Origin of the sequence: Chelatococcus sp. XZ-Ab1, from assembly GCF_029309855.1 — a bacterium.
Taxonomy (GTDB): Bacteria; Pseudomonadota; Alphaproteobacteria; order Rhizobiales; family Beijerinckiaceae; genus Chelatococcus_A; species Chelatococcus_A sambhunathii.
In genome coordinates, this window is sequence record NZ_JARKII010000010.1 from 109,066 (window position 1) to 127,218 (window position 18,153).

The following is an 18,153-nucleotide window of genomic DNA, read 5'->3' on the forward strand; positions in this document are numbered from 1 at the left end:
ATGAGCGATTTCCTGCGCAACCGCACTTTCGAGGAGCTGCGCCCCGGCGACGGCGCCTCGCTGGTGCGTGTCGTCGGCCGTGACGACATCGACCTGTTCGCGGCCGTCTCGGGCGACGTCAACCCGGCCCATCTCGATGCCGCCTTCGCAGCGACCGACAGGTTCGGCCACGTCGTCGCGCACGGCATGTGGACGGCGGCGCTGGTCTCGGCCGTGCTCGGCACGGAACTTCCCGGCCCGGGCACGATCTATCTCGGGCAGGAGCTGAAGTTCCTGAAGCCGGTCACCCCAGGCGACACCATCACCGCACGGGCGAGCGTGCGGGAGAAGCGCCCCGAGAAGCGCATCGTCCTTCTCGACACCGTCTGTACCAACCAGCGGGGTGAGGAGGTCCTGAGCGGCGTCGCGACGGTGATCGCGCCGGAGCGGCGCATCGAATGGCCGCGCAAACGCCTGCCCGACGTCTCGCTGCGACGGCATGACCGCTACGAAGAGTTTGTGGCAAAGGCCCGCAAGGCGCCGCAGGTCCGCGCGGCCATCGTGCATCCCTGCTCCGTCGCCGCCATGCAGGCGGCGGTCGAGGTGCGGGACGAGGGCCTGTTGGAGCCGCTCCTGATCGGGCCGGAAGCGAAGATCCGTGCCACGGCCGACGCGGCGCAGGTATCGCTCGACGGCATCACGATCGAAACCGTCCCCCACAGCCACGCGGCTGCGGAGCGCGCGGTGGAGCTCGCCGTCGCCGGCGCGGTGTCCGTTCTCGTCAAGGGCAGCCTGCATACGGACGAGTTGCTCGGCGCGGTCGTGGCACCGTCTTCCGGCCTCAGGACCGAGCGCCGTATCAGCCACGTCTATGCCATGGACGTGCCGGCCTACGACAAGCCGCTCATCGTCACCGACGCGGCCGTCAACATCCAGCCGACGCTCGACCACAAGCGGGACATCTGTCAGAACGCGGTCGATCTTCTGCGCATCCTTGGCATGGAGGAGCCGCTTGTCGCCGTGCTCGCCGCCGTCGAGACGGTCAACCCCAGGATGCCGTCGACGCTCGACGCAGCAGCCCTGACCGTGATGGCGGCCCGCGGCCAGATCACCGGCGCGCGCGTCGACGGGCCGCTTGCCTTCGATAATGCCATCAGCCCCGATGCCGCACGCACGAAGGGCATCGTCTCGCCCGTCGCCGGCCGGGCCGACATCCTGCTGGTGCCGGACCTCGAGGCCGGCAACATGCTGGCCAAGCAGCTCATCTACTTTGCCGGCGCGACGGCCGCCGGGCTCGTCCTCGGCGCCCGCGTGCCGATCGTCCTCACCAGCCGGGCCGATCCTCTCTCGGCGCGGATCGCCTCGGCAGCACTGGCAAGACTCGCTGCGGCGCCCCGTCGCCCGCCGGGGGTGGGTGCATGACGGGCGATCTTCTCGTCACCTTCAACGCCGGCTCGTCCACGATCAAGATCGGCCTGTTCGAGGCCGGCGCGGGGAGGGCGCGGCGCATCGCCCGGGGCGTCATCGACCTGCGCCGCGCGCCGCCGATGTTCCGGCTCGACGAGGGGCCGCAGCCCTTCGAAACGGCACTCGCGGCGCCGGCCGAGGACGTGCGGGGTCTTCTGGCCGAGACCTTCGGTCTCGTCGGCCAGCACGTCGACCTCGGCCGGGTGAGGGCGGCGGGCATCCGGGTGGTGCACGGCGGCACCTTCACCGGGCCGGTCCTCATCGACGACGATGTCGTCGGCAAGCTCGACGAATTGACGGTTCTGGCGCCGCTGCACCAGCCGCAGAGCCTGCGCATCATCCGCGGCATCCGGCACCTGCGGCCCACGCTGCCGCTGTGTGCCAGTTTCGACACCGCCTTTCACCAGAGCCAGGACGATATCGTGCGCCGTTTCGCCCTGCCGCGCGCGCTGCACGACGAGGGAATCAGGCGCTATGGCTTCCATGGCTTGTCCTACCAGTTCATTGCCGGCGAACTCGCCCGCCGTGCGCCTGAGACGGCGGCCGGCAAGGTCGTTGTCGCCCATCTCGGCAGCGGCGCCAGCCTGTGTGCGCTCGAGGGCGGCGTGAGCCGGGACACGAGCATGGGCTTCTCGACGCTCGACGGGATTCCCATGGCGACGCGCTGCGGCGCGCTCGACCCCGGCGTTCTCCTTCACCTCATGGGGCAGAAGGCCATGCCGCTCGCCGCCGTCGAGGACCTTCTGTACCATCGCTCGGGTCTTCTCGGCGTCTCCGGCATCAGCCCCGACAGCCGCGTTCTCCTCGATAGCCGGGATGTGCGGGCCGAGGAGGCGATCACGCTCTTCTGCTTCCGCATCGCGGGCGAGATCGCGCGCCTCGCCGTGACGCTCGGCGGCCTCGACGGTGTCGTCTTCACCGCGGGCATCGGCGAGAATCAGCCGCGCATCCGTGCCGAGGTCTGCGCGCGGCTGGGCTGGCTCGGCCTCACGCTCGATGCGGGCGCCAATGCCGCCAACGCCCCGCGCATCAGCACGGAAGACAGCCGCATCGCCGCCTACGTCATCCCGACCGACGAGGAGCAGGTGATTGCGGATGAGACGCTGGCTGTGGTCGGCGATGCCGACCGTGGAGGACCGGCAGGCCACGGTCTGCTTCGAGTCTGAGGTCCGGAGCGCTCCTGCCCGTCGGAGGGTCGGCCCAACCGGCCGTTCCGGAGGTCACTGTTTGGGACGGCCAGGAAGCTGGCAGACGGCAAGATCCTTGATGAAAGCCGCCAACTGGCGGCAGCGCTTCACCAAGGTCCGCAGCGTTCTCGTTCGATCTTGCGTGGATTGGCACCTCATTGGCGCTTGCGGCGCCAATGTCCGAGCGCGGACGGGGCAATCTGAAGCGTAACAACGATTTTGGGAGGAAGAAGGTGGCTCCCCGAGCAGGACTCGAACCTGCGACCATTCGATTAACAGTCGAACGCTCTACCGACTGAGCTATCGGGGATCACGGCCGGTTGACTATATCATGACAGACGCTCCTGCAACCCCTTTTCGTGCCCGTCACCAGGCTGTGGATCGAGGGGGAGGGGCACCCCAAAACGGATGTTGCGGAAGGGCCCGCGCCTTTGGTATGAACCCGCGGCGAGGCCTCGTGGCGGAGTGGTTACGCAGAGGACTGCAAATCCTTGCACCCCGGTTCGATTCCGGGCGAGGCCTCCATATCCGGCGATACCGCTTTCGGGATCGAACCCGCCGGCCCGATGCCAGCGGGAACGCTGCCCGGGGTGTCCTGCCGGCAGCGATCCTGAAAGGTCCCCCCGATGCTCGATTTCGCCCAAGCCCGCCGCACCATGGTGGACTGCCAGGTCAGAACCTTCGACGTGGTGGACCATGCCTTGCTGAGCGTCCTTGAGGAGGTGCCGCGCGAGCGTTTTGTGCCGGCCGCCGCGGAAGCTACCGCCTATTCCGACCGAGCCATCACGCTGGCGCGATTCGCCGACGGGACGGCGCGTGTCATGCTGCCGCCCATGGTGCTCGCCCGGATGATCCAGGCTCTCGACATCGTGCCGGGCAGCCGCATCCTCGATGTGGCCGGCGGCACGGGCTACGCGAGCGCTGTCATGGAGCGTCTGGGGGGCGATGTTGTCATGCTCGAGGCGGATCCGGCTCTGGCAGAGCGTGCGAAGGCCATCCTGTCCGATCTCGGCTGCGACGTCGCGGTCCAGGTCGGACCGGTCGCCGAGGGTTATGCAGCGGGCGCGCCCTATGACCTGATTCTCGTGAACGGGGCCTATGAGACCGTTCCCGACGAATTGCTCGCCCAGCTCGCCGACGGCGGAAGGCTCGCCGCGGTCGATGCCTCGGAAGGGGCTGGCCGGGTCGTGCTCTTCCAGCGTGCTGGCGAGGCGGTGGGTAGCCGTCGGCTGTTCGATGCCGCAGCGCCGGTGATCGAGGGGTTGCGGCGCGCGCCGTCCTTCCAGTTTTGATTGTCTTCAAGGTTATACGCTGTGTCGCATTTTTGCGGCACAACCAGAAAAGTTGGCGCGATCGTTCGCGTCAGCGGTTCTCGCTGCCGGATCCGGGCTGTATGCTCGCCGCCGAGCGTTCGCAGGGGCTGGCACGTTCGAAGAAGGATTCTGAGGTGCTTTTTAGGCCTCGACATGACGGGAAGGTGGCCGTGATTCGACATTCGAAGACCACCGGGGCGAAGTGGCTGAAGCTTGCGGCACTGTCCGGCACCATCCTCGCGTCCTGCGCTGCTGCGCAGGCCGAGACGATGGCTGGCGCGCTCGCGAAGGCATACGAGAACAACCCGTCTCTGAACGTCCAGCGTGCGCAGGTGCGCATCACCGACGAGAACGTGCCCCGCGCCAAGGGCGGCTGGCGCCCCACCATCACCGCGCAGGGCACCATTGGCGCCGTGGCGTTAAATTCGCGCACACCCAACGTCGGCGGGTCCAATGACGATCTGTTCCGCCGCACCATCGGTATCGAGGTGCAGCAGATGATCTTCGACAGCGGCCGCACGCTCAACACGGTGCGCGCGTCCGAATCGCAGGTCTTCGGTGCGCGCGAGACGCTTCGCAACACCGAGCAGAGCGTGCTCCTCGAAGGCGTCATCGCCTATATGAACGTGCTGCGCGACACCGCCGTCTACAACCTGCAGACCAACAACGTCGAGGTGCTGCAGGAGCAACTGCGCCAGACGAAGGACCGCTTTGACGTGGGCGAGGTGACGCGCACGGACGTCGCCCAGGCCGAGGCGGCGCTCGCTGCCGGGCGCGCCCAGCAGAGCGTGGCCCAGGCCAATCTCAGGTCCAGCATCGCGACTTACCGGCAGGTGATCGGCGTTGAGCCCAAGCAGCTCGGGCCGGGCATTTCGGCCGAGAAGTACCTGCCCAAGACGGTGGATCAGGCGGTCGCGCTCGGGTTGCAGCGCCACCCGGCGATCGCCGCCGCGCAACACAGCGTCGATACGGCCGAGTTGCAGGTAAAGGCGACGGAAGCGCAACTGCTGCCCGATTTCCGGGTTTCGGCGGGCGTGTCGCAGAGCTGGGACCAGACCATTTCTGGCGACCGGCGCACGAGCGCCTCCATCATCGGCACGCTCAACGTTCCCATCTATGAGGGTGGCGTCGTCTATGCGCAGACCCGGCAGGCCAAGGAGACCGCCGGTCAGGCGCGCATCCAGGTCGATCTGATCCGCGACCAGGTGCGCCAGCAGGTCATCGCCACCTGGTCACAGCTGGAGGCTGCCAAGCAGCAGATCACGGCGGCGCAGGCGCAGGTGGAAGCCAACCAAGTCGCGCTTGAGGGCGTCCGCGAGGAGGCCAAGGTCGGCCAGCGCACGACGCTCGACGTGCTCAACGCCCAGCAGGCATTGCTCAATTCTCGCGTCGAGCTGGTCACGGCCCAGCGAGACCGCATCGTTGCGTCCTATGGCGTGCTCTCGGCCGTCGGTCGCCTGGCGGCGCCCACGCTGGGCCTCAGGGTCGCGACCTATGATCCGAAGATCCACTTCGAGCAGGTCAAGGACAAGTGGATCGGTCTCGACACGCCGAGTGGCAAGTAGCAGAGGTGGTATTTTGCGGCCGGAATGCCGCTAAATCCTGTGGTCTTTCGGGCGGGGCGCTTGCCTCGCCCTTTCTGCGTGAAATACTCGGCTGAGGCGGACGGACGTGATTCCCGCGTCCGACAATTGATCGGTGCGACGCATGAATTCGGCGAGCCCCAAGCTGCAGGACCCTGCGAAGACGCCCGAGCCGACGATGGACGAGATTCTCGCGTCCATCCGGCGCATCATCACGGAGGACCAGTCCGCGGCGGCGCCGGCTCCCCGGCTGCCGGTGGCGGAAGAACGCATCCCCCGTCAGGATGCCGGCCGTCCCGACGGCGCCCGTGCCGATAGCTTGCGCCGTGAGGCCGCCGCTCATGAGCGGATGCACCGGGGTGAACCCTTCCTGCCGGAGACGCCGCGCAGGCCTGTTGCCGCCGAAGAGTCTGGCGCCGCGGTGCGCCCGCCGGCTCCCGGGCCCGCACCGAATGCGACGCCCCTGAACGCGCCGGCCGGCCGCGAAGGCTTCTCCCGCGCCGCCATCGAGCGCAGCGTTGCCGAGGAGGCTATGCCGTCGCTGGTCGCGTCGCTTTCAGCGGCGCTGCCGCCGCGACAGCCGGAGCCCGCATCTGCCCAGCGCGAGGCGAGGGACGAGTTGCTCTCGCCACAGACCGGCGCCCGCGTCGCCTCCTCGTTCGAGGCTCTGACGTCCAACGTTTCCGGTCAGGGTGCGCGCACGCTGGAGGACCTTGTGCGCGATATGCTGCGTCCCATGCTCAAGGCTTGGCTCGACGACAATCTTCCGGCCATCGTCGAGCGCCTCGTGCGGCAGGAGATCGAGCGCGTGGCACGCGGCGGCCGCCGCTGAGTCTTGTTGCGACACGCGCAGTCTGATCGCCGGATCAACCTGGTCCGCGATTGACTTATGCCTGTCGCTTCGCTTTCTACCAGTCGGTTCCCCGCGCCGGCCCCTGCCGGCGTGCGCAAATGGTTTGGGTGATGGACAAGACTTTCGAGCCGGGCGCCGTCGAGGCGCGGATTTCCGCCTTGTGGGAGAAGGAAGGGGCGTTTCGCGCCGGGCGTGCGGATCGCGCCGGCGCGCCGCCCTATTGCATCGTCATTCCTCCGCCGAACGTCACCGGCTCGCTGCACATGGGGCATGCGCTCAACAACACGCTGCAGGATGTGCTCTGCCGCTTCGAGCGCATGCGTGGCAAGGACGTGCTGTGGCAGCCGGGCATGGATCATGCCGGCATTGCTACGCAGATGGTGGTCGAGCGCCAGCTCATGGAGCGGCAGGAGCCGTCTCGCCGGGACCTGGGGCGGGAGCGCTTCATTGAGCGCGTCTGGGCGTGGAAGGAACAGTCCGGCGGCGCCATCATCAACCAGCTGAAGCGCCTCGGGGCCTCGTGCGACTGGTCGCGCGAGCGTTTCACGATGGACGAGGGGCTGTCGCAGGCCGTCGTAAAGGTCTTCGTCACCCTCCATTCCGAGGGCCTGATTTACAAGGACAAGCGCCTCGTCAACTGGGATCCGCGCTTCCTTACCGCCATCTCGGATCTCGAGGTGCAGCAGGTCGAGGTCAAGGGTCATCTCTGGCACATCCGCTATCCGGTCGAGGGCGAGGCGGGACGCTTCATCACCGTCGCCACAACCCGGCCGGAGACCATGCTCGGCGACACCGCGGTCGCGGTCCATCCCGAGGACGAGCGCTATCGCGATCTCATCGGCCGGAATGTCGTGCTGCCGCTCGTCGGCCGGCGCATCCCGATCGTCACCGATGCCTATTCCGATCCGGATAAGGGCACCGGTGCAGTCAAGATCACGCCGGCGCACGATTTCAACGACTTCGATGTCGGCAAGCGCCATGGCCTCCGGCTCGTCAACGTGCTTGGCCCGGAGGCCGAAATCACGGTGCGCGATAACGAAGCTTTCCTTGAGGGCGCCGTGGCCGGCGCCGATCTCGACGCGGTGCTCGCACTCCATGGGCTCGACCGTTTCGAGGCGCGCAAGCGCATCGTCGCCATGCTGGAGGAGCGGGAGCTTCTCGCGGCGATCGAGCCGCACACCCACATGGTGCCACACGGCGACCGCTCCGGCGTCGTCATCGAGCCTTGGCTGACGGACCAGTGGTATCTCGATGTCAAGCCGCTCGCCGATAAGGCGCTCGCCGCGGTGCGCGCCGGCAAGACGCGTTTCGTGCCCGAGACATGGGAGAAGACCTACTTCCAGTGGCTCGAGAACATCGAGCCGTGGTGCATCTCGCGTCAGCTCTGGTGGGGGCACCAGATCCCGGCGTGGTACGGGCCGGATGGCCATGTCTTCGTCGCCGCGGGTGAGGACGAGGCAAGGTCCGCCGCGGCCCGCCATTACGGCAGCGAAGTGTCGCTCACCCGGGACGAGGATGTGCTCGACACCTGGTTCTCCTCCGCGCTGTGGCCGTTCTCGACGCTCGGCTGGCCGGAAAAGACGCCGGAGCTCGCCCGCTATTATCCGACCAGCACGCTCGTCACCGGCTTCGACATCATCTTCTTCTGGGTCGCCCGGATGATGATGATGGGCATCCATTTCATGGACGACGTGCCCTTCCGCGACGTCTACATCCACGCCCTCGTCCGCGACGAGAAGGGCGCGAAGATGTCGAAGTCGAAGGGCAACGTCATCGACCCGCTCGACCTCGTCGAGAAATACGGCGCCGATGCCTTGCGCTTCACGCTCGCCGCCATGGCCGCGCAGGGGCGCGACATCAAGCTTTCGACGCAACGGGTTGAAGGATATCGCAATTTCGCGACCAAGATCTGGAATGCGGCGCGCTTTGCCGAGATGAACGGCTGCGTGCGCGTGGCGGATTTCGCGCCGGACAAGGCGACGCTGACGCTCAACCGCTGGATCGTCGGCGAGTGCGGGGCGGCTGCAGGCGCGGTCACGGCGGCGCTCGAGGCGTTCAAGTTCAACGAGGCGGCCGGCGCGGCCTACCGCTTCGTCTGGAATCTCTTCTGCGACTGGTATCTCGAGCTCGCCAAGCCTGTGCTGCAGGGCGAGGACGGCCCCGCCAAGGACGAGACGCGGGCGACGATCGCTTTCGTCCTCGACGAGATCTGCAAGCTGCTGCACCCCTTCATGCCCTTCCTCACCGAGGAGCTGTGGGCCATCAAGGGCGAAGAGGGGCCCGCGCGGGAGACGATTCTGGCGCTCGCGCCGTGGCCTGCGACCAGGGTGGCGGGCGATGCCGAGGCGGAGGCCGAGATCGGCTGGATCATCGACCTCGTGTCCGACATCCGCTCCGCCCGGGCAGAGACGAACGTGCCGGCCGGGGCGCAGGTGCCACTCGTCTTCGTTGGTGCCTCCGCCGAGACCCGGGCGCGCGTCGCACGCTGGGAAGATGTGCTGCGCCGTCTCGCCCGGCTGGGCGACATCAGCTATGCCGAAGCTGTGCCCGGGGGCAGCATCCAGCTCATCGTCCGCGGCGAAGTGGCCGCCCTGCCGCTCGCCGGCCTCGTCGATCTCGCTGCCGAGCGTATTCGCCTCGAGAAGGAACTCGGCAAGCTCGATGCGGACATTGCCCGCATCGACGCCAAGCTCGCCAATGCGGACTTCGTCGCCCGCGCCCCGGAAGAGGTCGTGGAGGAGCAGAAGGAGCGCCGGGAGGGCGCTCTCCTGCGCCAGGGCAAGATCCGCGAAGCGCTCGCACGCCTCGCATAGCGATTAAGGTTAATTTCCTCTCAATTTTATGTGACTTCAGCGCAACAGGCCGTGACGATCGACGATCGGCACGGCCCTGGCGCTCCGGCTGCCGCGAAGCCGCCATAAACGAGTCGCACCTCTTTACGCACAGCAAATCCTTGAAAGCGCTGCGGTTTGGCTGCGGGGTCCAAGGTTCCGGCAAGCAATTGCCGGGAGGATTGGGCTCGTGGGTGCCTCTTGGCATCGCCGCAGGCTTCTGGGAAAGAATTGCCTCGCAAGGGGCAGGGCGAACAGGGAGTGCGTTGCCATATGGACGCGCGCGTCTTCAACAAGGCGAAGCTGCCCAGCCGTCACGTGACGGAGGGGCCCGCGCGTGCGCCCCATCGCTCCTATTATTATGCGATGGGCCTGACAGAGCGGCAGATCCACCAGCCCTTCGTCGGCGTCGCCAGCTGCTGGAACGAGGCGGCTCCCTGCAACATCGCCCTGATGCGTCAGGCCCAGGCGGTGAAGAAGGGCGTCGCCGCCGCCGGCGGAACGCCGCGCGAGTTCTGCACGATTACCGTGACCGACGGCATCGCCATGGGCCACCAGGGGATGAAGTCCTCGCTCGTCTCGCGCGAGGTCATCGCCGATTCGGTCGAGCTCACCATGCGCGGCCACTGCTATGACGCGCTCGTCGGCCTCGCCGGCTGCGACAAGTCGTTGCCCGGCATGATGATGGCCATGGTGCGCCTCAACGTTCCCTCGATCTTTATCTACGGCGGCTCCATCCTGCCCGGCCACTTTCGGGGAAAACCCGTCACCGTGCAGGATGTCTTCGAAGCCGTGGGCCGCCATTCCGTCGGCGGCATCTCGGACGACGACCTTGCCGAGCTGGAGCAGGTGGCCTGTCCTTCGGCCGGAGCCTGCGGCGCGCAGTTCACCGCCAACACCATGGCAACCGTCTCGGAGGCCATCGGCCTCGCGCTGCCTTATTCGGCGGGTGCACCGGCGCCCTACGAGATCCGCGACCGCTTCTGCATGACGGCGGGCGAGATGGTCATGGAACTCGTCGCCCGGCAGATCCGCCCGCGCGATATCGTCACACGGAAGGCGCTGGAGAATGCAGCGACCGTGGTGGCCGCCTCGGGCGGCTCAACCAATGCGGCACTGCATCTGCCGGCTATCGCCCATGAGGCGGGCATCGGGTTCGACCTCTTCGACGTTGCCGAGATCTTCCGCCGCACGCCCTATATCGCCGATCTCAAGCCCGGCGGGCGTTATGTCGCCAAGGACATGTTTGAGATCGGCGGCATTCCGCTCCTGATGAAGACGCTGCTCGACCACGGTTTCCTTCATGGCGACTGCATGACCGTCACGGGTCGCACGATCGCGGAAAACCTCGCTTCCGTGCGCTGGAACGATGAGCAGGACGTGGTGCGTCCCGCCGACAAGCCGCTGTCGCCGACGGGCGGCGTGGTCTGCCTTCGCGGCAATCTCGCGCCGGATGGCGCCATCGTGAAGGTGGCGGGCATGGACGAGGACAGCCTCGAATTTGCCGGACCCGCCCGATGTTTCGACAGCGAGGAGGCCTGCTTCGAAGCGGTGACGAACCGCGCCTACGAAGAAGGGGACGTGCTCGTCATCCGCTACGAAGGGCCGCGCGGCGGCCCCGGCATGCGTGAGATGCTGGCCACGACGGCGGCCCTCTACGGGCAGGGCATGGGCGACAAGGTGGCGCTTATCACGGACGGACGTTTCTCCGGCGCGACGCGAGGCCTGTGCATCGGCCATGTCGGGCCGGAGGCGGCCGTCGGCGGACCGATCGCCTTGCTGCGCGACGGCGACATCATCGAGATCGATGCCGTGGCCGGCAGGCTGGATGTGCGGCTGTCCGAGGCTGAGATGGCGCGTCGGCGCGCCGTCTGGACCCCGCGCGAGACGGATTATGGCTCGGGGGCACTCTGGAAATATGCGCAGACGGTCGGGCCGGCGCGCGGCGGCGCCGTGACCCATCCCGGCGCCTTCGAAGAAAAGCACTGCTATGCTGACCAGTAGAGTACTCGCCTGCGGGCTCGGCGCCCTCGTCTTTGCCGCCACGCCGGCGGCCCTGGCGCTCGACGGCCCGCGCTCCGCCGCCGCCCCGGTGATCGGCGCCTCGCCCACCGATGCCTTCAAGTCGGTGCGCGACGCCTTCAAGATCGGCATCCGCGACTACAACGCCGGCGACAAGGTGGGCGCCGTGCGCGCGCTCGAATATGCGGCAACCCAGGGCCATACCATGGCGCTGTGGAAGCTCGGCCGCATGTATGCCGAGGGTGACGGCGTCGGCCACGACGATCTCAAGGCCTTCGAGTATTTCTCGAAGATCGCCGACCAGTATGCGGACGAGAGCCCGGCTTCGGCCAATGCGCGCTTCGTCTCCAGCGCCTTCGTCGCGCTCGGCGGCTATTTTCTTGAAGGCATATCCGGCAGCTACGTCAAACGCGACGTCAGCCGCGCGGTGGACATGTTCTACTATGCTGCCTCCTACTACGGCGATCCGGATGCGCAGTACGGCCTTGCACGCCTCTATCTCGAGGGGCTCGGCGTCGAGAAGGACAGCCGCCAGGCAGCGCGCTGGCTGCACCTGTCCGCGGAGAAGGGTCACCACGCCGCCCAGGCGCTACTCGGCAACCTGCTCATCCTCGGCGACGGCGTGCCGCGGCAAGGTGCACGCGGCCTGATGTGGCTGACGATGGCCCGCGAGGCGGCCGATCCGCAAAAGGACAGCTGGATCATCGATCTGCATGACAAGGCCTTCTCTTCCGCGAGCGAAAGCGACCGGCAGGCGGCGCTCGCCTACATGCAGCAGTATCTCAGCAAAAACCGCTAAAAACCTCAGATGATTCAGCCTTTCGACACCGACTCGTTCTCCGCGAGTCGCGCCCGATGGAAGGCGTACAGCGGCGCCCGGTCAGCCCCGCGGGAGTTTCGCGATACCTCGTCCAGAAGCTCTCGTGCTGATGGCCGCCTCCCGATTGCGGCCTCGATGGCACAGTCGTGTTGCCGGCGGAAATCGTCGAATCCGGCGTCCCGCTGGTCGGGCCCGCACACGAGCGTATAAAGCCGCGTCGCCTCGCCGCGGCCGCGCAGGCGCACCTCGTCGACGAGGAGGAAGCCGAAGGCGGGCGCCGCGGCGACGACCGCTCCCGAGGCGAGGATTGGCTCCCCGTAGATTTTGCTCGCCTGCTCGATGCGCGCGGCAGCATTTACCGTATCGCCCACGGCGGAATAGTCGAAGCGATGCAGCGAGCCGAGGTTGCCGACGCAGGCCGGACCGGTGTGGATGCCGATGCCCACGGCAAGTGGCGGCAAACCCTCCTGCGCCAGGGCTGGGGCAAGCCGGCCAATGGCCGCTTGCATGGCGAGGGCGGCCGCGAGCGCCTTCGCCACGTGGTCGGGCACGTCGAGCGGTGCGTTCCAGAAGGCCATGAGGCCGTCGCCGAGGAACTTGTCGATGGTGCCGCCGTGGCGCATCACCTCGTCGGTCAGCGGCGTGTGCACGGTATTGAGGAAGGCGACGACGTCCCGCGCGTCGAGCCGCTCGGCACGACTGGTGAAGCCGCGAATGTCGGCGAAGAGAACGGTTATCGGCCGGGTTTCGCCGCCGAGCGCCAGGCGCCCTGGTTCGCGCGACAGCACCGCCACGACCTCCGGTGACAGATAGCGCGCGAAGGCTTGGCGGATCCACCGCCGCTCCGCCTCAGTGCGACGCAGGGCGATGGCGATGGCACTGGCGAAAGACGCCGCCGTGCCGGCCAGCGGCCAGACTGGATCGATGAGCATCGCCGCGCGCGAGAAGGCAAGCCAGCTTGCCGCGCCCACGGCCGCCGCGAGGCCAAGGAAGGCGGGGGCGCTGACAAGGGGCCGCACCCGCAGGGCAAGTGCCACGGCAAGGGCGCTGAGGGCAAGAAGCCCGGCCACCTCGACGCCCGGCGCATAATCCGGCCGCATCAGGCGGGCATCCGACAGCACGTGCTCGAGGAATTCCGCGTGGATATCGACGCCGGGCACCGCCGCCTCGAGCGGCGTCGCGCGCACGTCGGCAAGGGCGGCGGCGCTCGTGCCGACGAGGACGATGGCGCCGGAAAGCGCGGCCGTATCGGCGGAGCCGTCCAGCAGGCGCCAGGCCGGGAGGCGACGCTCGTCTCGCGTGCCGGCATAGTGGATGCGCAGCGCCCCGTCCGCCTCTGTGGCGATCGTGACCTCGCCGATGCGCAGAGCCGCGATCCCCGTCGGACGTCCGAAAGCGGTTTCGCCGCTCGCATTCGAGGCGCGCACGAGGATGGTCGATGCCCCTTGCGCGACACGCAGCGCCTCGCTTGCCAGGCCCGGCACCAGCGCATCGCCGAGCGCCATGAGCATCGGCACGCGCCGCACGACGAGGTCGCGATCCGGCACCCAGTTGAGCGCCCCGAGGCCGGCTGCCGGTTCGGTGAAGAGCGGCAGAGAGGGAATGACGCCCGAGAAGCGCGGCACGAATTTCAGGGGATCGTCGCCTGCCGTGGCAAAGCCCGCTTTCGGCGCGAGGGGCGTCTCACCAGGGGCGTTCGTCAGGGAGAGGCTCATGATGACAGGGGCTGAGGCGACGGCCTCGGCCAGCCGCTCGTCGCCGTCCGGCCCGTTGGTTCGCTCCGGCTCCGACAAGAGGATGTCGAAGGCGACGGCGGCGGCACCGGCCGCCCGCAGCCGGTCGACGATCGCGGCGAGGCGCGCCCGCGGCCAGGGCCACTGGCCCAGTCGGGCAAGGCTCTCGTCGTCGATATCGACGATGCGAACGGGCAGGGTGGGGTCGTAGGGACGCGGCGACAGGCGCTGGTAGCTGTCGAATGTGATGTCGCGCACGGCGCGCACCGGCATGGGCGCCCAGAGGATGAGCGCGGCAGTGACGGCAACCGGAACGAGCACGGCGATCCAGCCGCCGGGCTGCAGGTGGCGGCGTGCCCATCGGCGTCGGTCCGTCGGTGTCGTCGGCGTCGGGCCGCTGTCCTGCATGGGTCGTCTCCGTCTGCAGGAGAGACTGTCGCAATCGCCGGTGCGCAAGGCAAATCGCGCCCCTTCCTCGTGCACTGGCTGCGTTGCAAGTTATACTCTCGTCAAGCAAAGAGGGGCGCGCGATGGCAAGGTGCACGATTGCCACGGTGGCGGCACTGGCTGCCGGCTTCCTGACGGCGCTCTGCGGGCCCGCAGCGGCCGAGACGGACATCGGCGCGGCCGTGATCGCCGAGCGCCAGGTGTCGGGCAGCCTCAACGGGCGGGTGCGGACCGTCACCGTCGGTTCGGACGTCTTCGCCGACGAGATCATCCGCACCGGCCGGGACAGCGCGGCTCGCCTCGTCTTCCGCGACGAGACGCACTTGATGATGACGGCCAATGCCGTCGTCACGCTCGACCGCTTCGTCTTCAATCCCGACCGGACGGCAACTGAAGCCGTGGTGCGCGCCACCCGCGGCGCCTTCCGCTGGGTGAGCGGCGCCTCGCCCTCCGGCGCGTACGAGATCCGCACGCCGATCGCGACCATCGGCGTACGTGGCACAGTCTTCGATCTCCTCGTCGAGGCCGCCCGCGTCACGGTGGTGCTGCAGGCGGGAGCGGTCGAGGTTTGCACGCTCGCGGGCCGCTGTGTCGACATGGTGCGTCCCGCAGACGTCGTCGTCGTCACGCGGACCGGCCTCGCCGGGCCGGTGCCCGGCACGGCGAATACCTTCGACTTCTTCGAGGCCTGCCTGCGGAGCAGCAACCGGGCCCTCTGCCGGCAGGTGGAAGAGGTGCCGTCAAGGCAGCCGGTCGAATGGCTCGACCGCAACGGCCCCGCCTCGCCGGGTGATGGAGGCTCCTCACAGGGCGGCAACCGCGGCGGCCAGGGCAGTGGCAATCAAGGAGGCGGCGTACCGGGAAACAACGGGCCGTGAGCCATGGCGTTCACAGATCGAATTCGGCCATGACGGGCACGTGGTCGGACGGCTTGTCCCAGGCGCGCGTGCGCTTGACGATCGTGACGCTCCGGAGCCGGTCGGCCGCCTGCGGCGACAGGAGCAGGTGGTCGATGCGGATGCCATTGTTCTTCTGCCACGCCCCCGCCTGGTAGTCCCAAAAGGTATAGAGGCCCGTGGCATCGGTGGTGGAGCGCAGGGCGTCGTAGAGACCGAGGTTGAGGAGGCCGCGGAACTTCTCCCGCGTTTGCGGCAGGAACAGCGCGTCGTTCACCCACAGCTCCGGCCGGGCTGCATCCTTCGGCTCGGGGATGACGTTGAAGTCGCCCGCGATTACGAAGGGCTCCTCTTCGGCGAGCCGGGTCCGGGCGTGGGCATGGAGCCGGTCCATCCAGGCGAGCTTGTAGCTGTATTTCTCGGACGGCGCGGGATTGCCGTTCGGCAGGTAGATCGCGGCGATGCGCGCCGCGCCCTTCTTGCCCGGCACGAGCGCCTCGACGAAGCGCGCCTGACCGTCATCGTCGTCACCAGGCAGGCGCAGGCGGATGTCCTCCAGCGGCCGCTTGGAGAGGATGGCGACGCCGTTGAAGCTCTTCTGCCCGCACAGCGCGATGTTATAGCCGGTGCCGTCGAGCTCGAGCCGCGGGAAGGCGTCCTCCTGGCACTTCAGCTCCTGCAGGCAGACGACGTCCGGCGCCTCCTCCTTCAGGAAACGCAGCAGATGCTCCAGCCGCTGCTTGACGGAATTGACGTTCCAGGTGGCGATCCGCATGGCGTGTCGGCTCCGGCGAAGGGGTGTTGCCTCATCGTCATGGAGATGTGACACGGGAGGGACGGCACCGCAATCACGCGAAGGCGAGGGGTGGGGGATGGATCGGTCGTCCTGGCATCAACCGATCGATGCCTATTGCGAGCGCATCGATCCGAGCTTCTGGTCCGAACCCGTCAATGCGCTGACGAACGGCGCCTTCATCCTCGCGGCCATCGCGGCGGGCCTGATCTGGCTGCGGGCGCCGCGGCGGGACTGGCTGGTGGCGGTCCTGATCGTGCTGGCCTTTGCCGTAGGCGTCGGCTCCTTCCTCTTCCACACGGTCGCGACGCGCTGGGCGGCACTCGCCGATGTCGTGCCCATCGCACTGTTCATCATCGTCTATTTCTTCCTCGCCATGCGGCGCTACCTTCAGCTGCCGCTGTGGGCGGCGCTCGCCGTCACGGCGCTGTTTCAGGGATTGTCGATGATGGTGCCAGGATTGTGGCTCGATTTCGCCCGCGCGCAGTTCGGCTACGATCCGCTCAACGGATCGGCCGGCTATCTGCCGGCCGCCGCCGCGATGATCGTCGTCGGGGCCCTCGTATGGCGCTGCAAGCCGGCCGTCGGACGTGCGCTCGTCGGCATCGGCGGCCTCTTCGTCGTCTCGCTGACCTTCCGCAGCATCGATACGCTCGTTTGTGGCGCGTTGCCCCTCGGCACCCATTTCGTGTGGCACCTCGCCAACGGGCTCGTTTTGTTCCTGCTGCTGCGGGTGGCGCTGCCGAGGCCGGCCTGAGCGCTACCAGCGCCTCGTGCAGACGCGCACGCGGCGCGGCCCCCACGGTGTGTCGCGCCAGCGCCAGCGGCAGACCACACGGCCGCGCGGCGGTGGGCCCGGCCGCCAGAAGCAGTCACCCCAGCGGTTGCACACCCAGCGGACGGAGGTAACGGGCCCTTCCGTCCGTTGGGCTGCTCTCGCGCCGTCAGCGGATGGCGCGAGGGGCATGGCCCCGGCCGACGCGCCCAAGCCCAGACCGAGACCCATGCCGAGACAAAGGATTGCTGCCTTGACGCTGTCTCTCATGTGCCGTCTCCCACTCGAGCCTTCCACTTTGCCCCCACGTCGACGGGGCGAGCGGCGCAGCGGGCTGTCCGCCCCATTCAGTTCTTCTCGATCGACACACCGTGCTGACTGATGCTGATCTCCACCCCGTCGGGCTTGCGCTCTTCCTCGTAGAGGCGATAGCCGAGAACGATGACGACGACGCCCAGCGCGCCGACGAGAAGATAAAGCAGGCTTCGTGATGGCATGATACACCCCCGTCCCTTGCATGTCCGGGACGACAACGGGGCCTCAGCCGCATTTGTTCCGCCTGGGTCGTCAGCCGGTCGCAGCGACCGCCTTGATGCCGTCGATGACGAACTGGACCGCGAGGGCGGCAAGGATAACGCCGAGCAGGCGCGTGAGCACGATGTTGCCCGTCGTGCCGAGCAGCCGCGCTATGCTCTTGGCGAGATGGAAGACGACGAGGCAGAGCGCCAGTACCGCGGCAATCATGGCGAGCAGCAGAACGAGCCGCACCGGCTCGCCGCCCGCCTGGCCGGCGATGAGAATCGTGGCGGTGATGGCGCCCGGGCCGGCGAGCAGGGGTATGGCGAGCGGGAAGGCCGCCACGTTACGGATATGGTCCTCGGTGATCGCCGTCTCGGCCGTCGCCGCCTTGCGCGCCGTCCTCAGCTCGAAAACCATCTCGAAGGCGATCCAGAACAGCAGCAGTCCCCCGGCGATGCGGAAGGCCGGCAGGCCGATGCCGAGCGCCTGCAGGAGGAAATCGCCGCCGAGGCCGAAGAAGGCCATGATGCCGAAGGCGATGATGCAGGCGCGCACGGCGACGCGCCGGCTCTCCGCCGCCGTCATGCCACGCGTGAGGCTGAGGAAGATCGGTGCAAGACCCGGCGGATCGAGCGTGACGAGCAGCGTGACGAGTGCCGATGAGATGAATTCCTGCACGATGCCCCCGCATTCTGCCGCTTTTCACGCGCGATTGTGCCGTCGCCGCCGAGGCTTGCGCAAGGCAGTTGGCGCTCCTGCGCCACCGTGCTTCGAGACTTGCGCCGGCCGGCGTCGCAGAAACATCCAAAACCACAACTAAGTGGCTGATTCTGATCGTGGATCAGTTACGGGGCGCGGCGCTTTCGCCTATGGCATTTTGGGGCCGTATGGGCTAGACCCAATGAGACTCATTCCGCCGCGACATCCCCGCCGGC

14 protein-coding genes and 2 tRNA genes are annotated in these 18,153 nt (G+C 67.8%); 11 read left to right on the forward strand and 5 right to left on the reverse strand.

Translation table 11 applies throughout. The features are described from left to right. Together P2T65_RS15645 and P2T65_RS15650 are read left to right on the forward strand one after the other, a co-directional pair. Positions 1-1,401, forward strand: a complete 1,401-nt coding sequence (locus tag P2T65_RS15645) for a bifunctional enoyl-CoA hydratase/phosphate acetyltransferase (protein ID WP_063186203.1) — start codon at positions 1-3, stop codon at positions 1,399-1,401. Next, a complete protein-coding gene (locus P2T65_RS15650; RefSeq protein ID WP_276200144.1) occupies positions 1,398-2,612 on the forward strand; it encodes an acetate/propionate family kinase in 1,215 nt (404 codons plus the stop codon). The genes P2T65_RS15645 and P2T65_RS15650 overlap by 4 nt, the downstream gene beginning before the upstream one ends. A gap of 255 nt (positions 2,613-2,867) precedes the next feature. Here P2T65_RS15650 and P2T65_RS15655 read toward each other — a convergent pair. Beyond that, positions 2,868-2,943: transfer RNA gene (locus P2T65_RS15655), tRNA-Asn, on the reverse strand. Between the two features lie 141 nt (positions 2,944-3,084). On the opposite strand from P2T65_RS15655, the gene P2T65_RS15660 reads away from it, so the two are divergent. The 7 genes from P2T65_RS15660 (at position 3,085) to P2T65_RS15690 (ending at position 12,034) form a co-directional block, all read left to right on the forward strand. After that, positions 3,085-3,158 (forward strand) — tRNA-Cys (locus P2T65_RS15660). A gap of 101 nt (positions 3,159-3,259) precedes the next feature. Further along, the gene (locus P2T65_RS15665) at positions 3,260-3,925 is read left to right on the forward strand and encodes a protein-L-isoaspartate O-methyltransferase (RefSeq protein WP_276200145.1); all 666 of its coding nucleotides are present in this window, start codon (positions 3,260-3,262) and stop codon (positions 3,923-3,925) included. Between the two features lie 101 nt (positions 3,926-4,026). Next, positions 4,027-5,511, forward strand: a complete 1,485-nt coding sequence (locus tag P2T65_RS15670; protein WP_245316175.1) for a TolC family outer membrane protein — start codon at positions 4,027-4,029, stop codon at positions 5,509-5,511. A gap of 142 nt (positions 5,512-5,653) precedes the next feature. Beyond that, positions 5,654-6,361 (forward strand): DUF2497 domain-containing protein, encoded by a 708-nt coding sequence (locus tag P2T65_RS15675; protein WP_276200146.1) that lies wholly within the window; start codon positions 5,654-5,656, stop codon positions 6,359-6,361. Positions 6,362-6,489: 128 nt separating this feature from the next. Further along, positions 6,490-9,195 (forward strand): valine--tRNA ligase, encoded by a 2,706-nt coding sequence (locus tag P2T65_RS15680; protein WP_276200168.1) that lies wholly within the window; start codon positions 6,490-6,492, stop codon positions 9,193-9,195. 291 nt (positions 9,196-9,486) lie between these two features. Beyond that, the gene (gene ilvD, locus P2T65_RS15685) at positions 9,487-11,217 is read left to right on the forward strand and encodes a dihydroxy-acid dehydratase (protein ID WP_055458395.1); all 1,731 of its coding nucleotides are present in this window, start codon (positions 9,487-9,489) and stop codon (positions 11,215-11,217) included. Then, on the forward strand, positions 11,204-12,034 hold the full coding sequence (locus P2T65_RS15690) for a tetratricopeptide repeat protein (RefSeq protein ID WP_063186214.1): 831 nt from the start codon (positions 11,204-11,206) through the stop codon (positions 12,032-12,034). Before ilvD ends, P2T65_RS15690 begins: the two co-directional genes overlap by 14 nt. A gap of 14 nt (positions 12,035-12,048) precedes the next feature. Here P2T65_RS15690 and P2T65_RS15695 read toward each other — a convergent pair whose 3' ends face one another. Beyond that, positions 12,049-14,196, reverse strand: coding sequence for an adenylate/guanylate cyclase domain-containing protein (locus P2T65_RS15695; protein ID WP_276200147.1), 2,148 nt, complete (start codon positions 14,194-14,196; stop codon positions 12,049-12,051). A 122-nt stretch (positions 14,197-14,318) separates the two neighbouring features. On the opposite strand from P2T65_RS15695, the gene P2T65_RS15700 reads away from it, so the two are divergent. Beyond that, positions 14,319-15,113: a FecR domain-containing protein gene (locus P2T65_RS15700; protein ID WP_276200148.1), complete on the forward strand. Its 795-nt coding sequence runs from the start codon at positions 14,319-14,321 to the stop codon at positions 15,111-15,113. 10 nt (positions 15,114-15,123) lie between these two features. On the opposite strand, the gene xth is transcribed toward P2T65_RS15700, so the two are convergent. Continuing rightward, complete coding sequence (xth, locus tag P2T65_RS15705; RefSeq protein WP_055458391.1) at positions 15,124-15,906, reverse strand: exodeoxyribonuclease III; 783 nt, start codon at positions 15,904-15,906, stop codon at positions 15,124-15,126. Positions 15,907-16,003: 97 nt separating this feature from the next. Between xth and P2T65_RS15710 the strand changes: the two genes are divergently transcribed. After that, positions 16,004-16,681 (forward strand): hypothetical protein, encoded by a 678-nt coding sequence (locus P2T65_RS15710; RefSeq protein WP_276200149.1) that lies wholly within the window; start codon positions 16,004-16,006, stop codon positions 16,679-16,681. Between the two features lie 365 nt (positions 16,682-17,046). Here the strand turns inward: P2T65_RS15710 and P2T65_RS15715 are convergent, their stop codons facing one another. Further along, entirely contained in the window at positions 17,047-17,196 is a 150-nt protein-coding gene (locus tag P2T65_RS15715) for a hypothetical protein (protein ID WP_276200150.1), read from the reverse strand. Between the two features lie 70 nt (positions 17,197-17,266). Continuing rightward, positions 17,267-17,899, reverse strand: a complete 633-nt coding sequence (locus P2T65_RS15720) for a MarC family protein (RefSeq protein WP_055458389.1) — start codon at positions 17,897-17,899, stop codon at positions 17,267-17,269. Between the last annotated feature and the right edge of the window lie 254 nt (positions 17,900-18,153).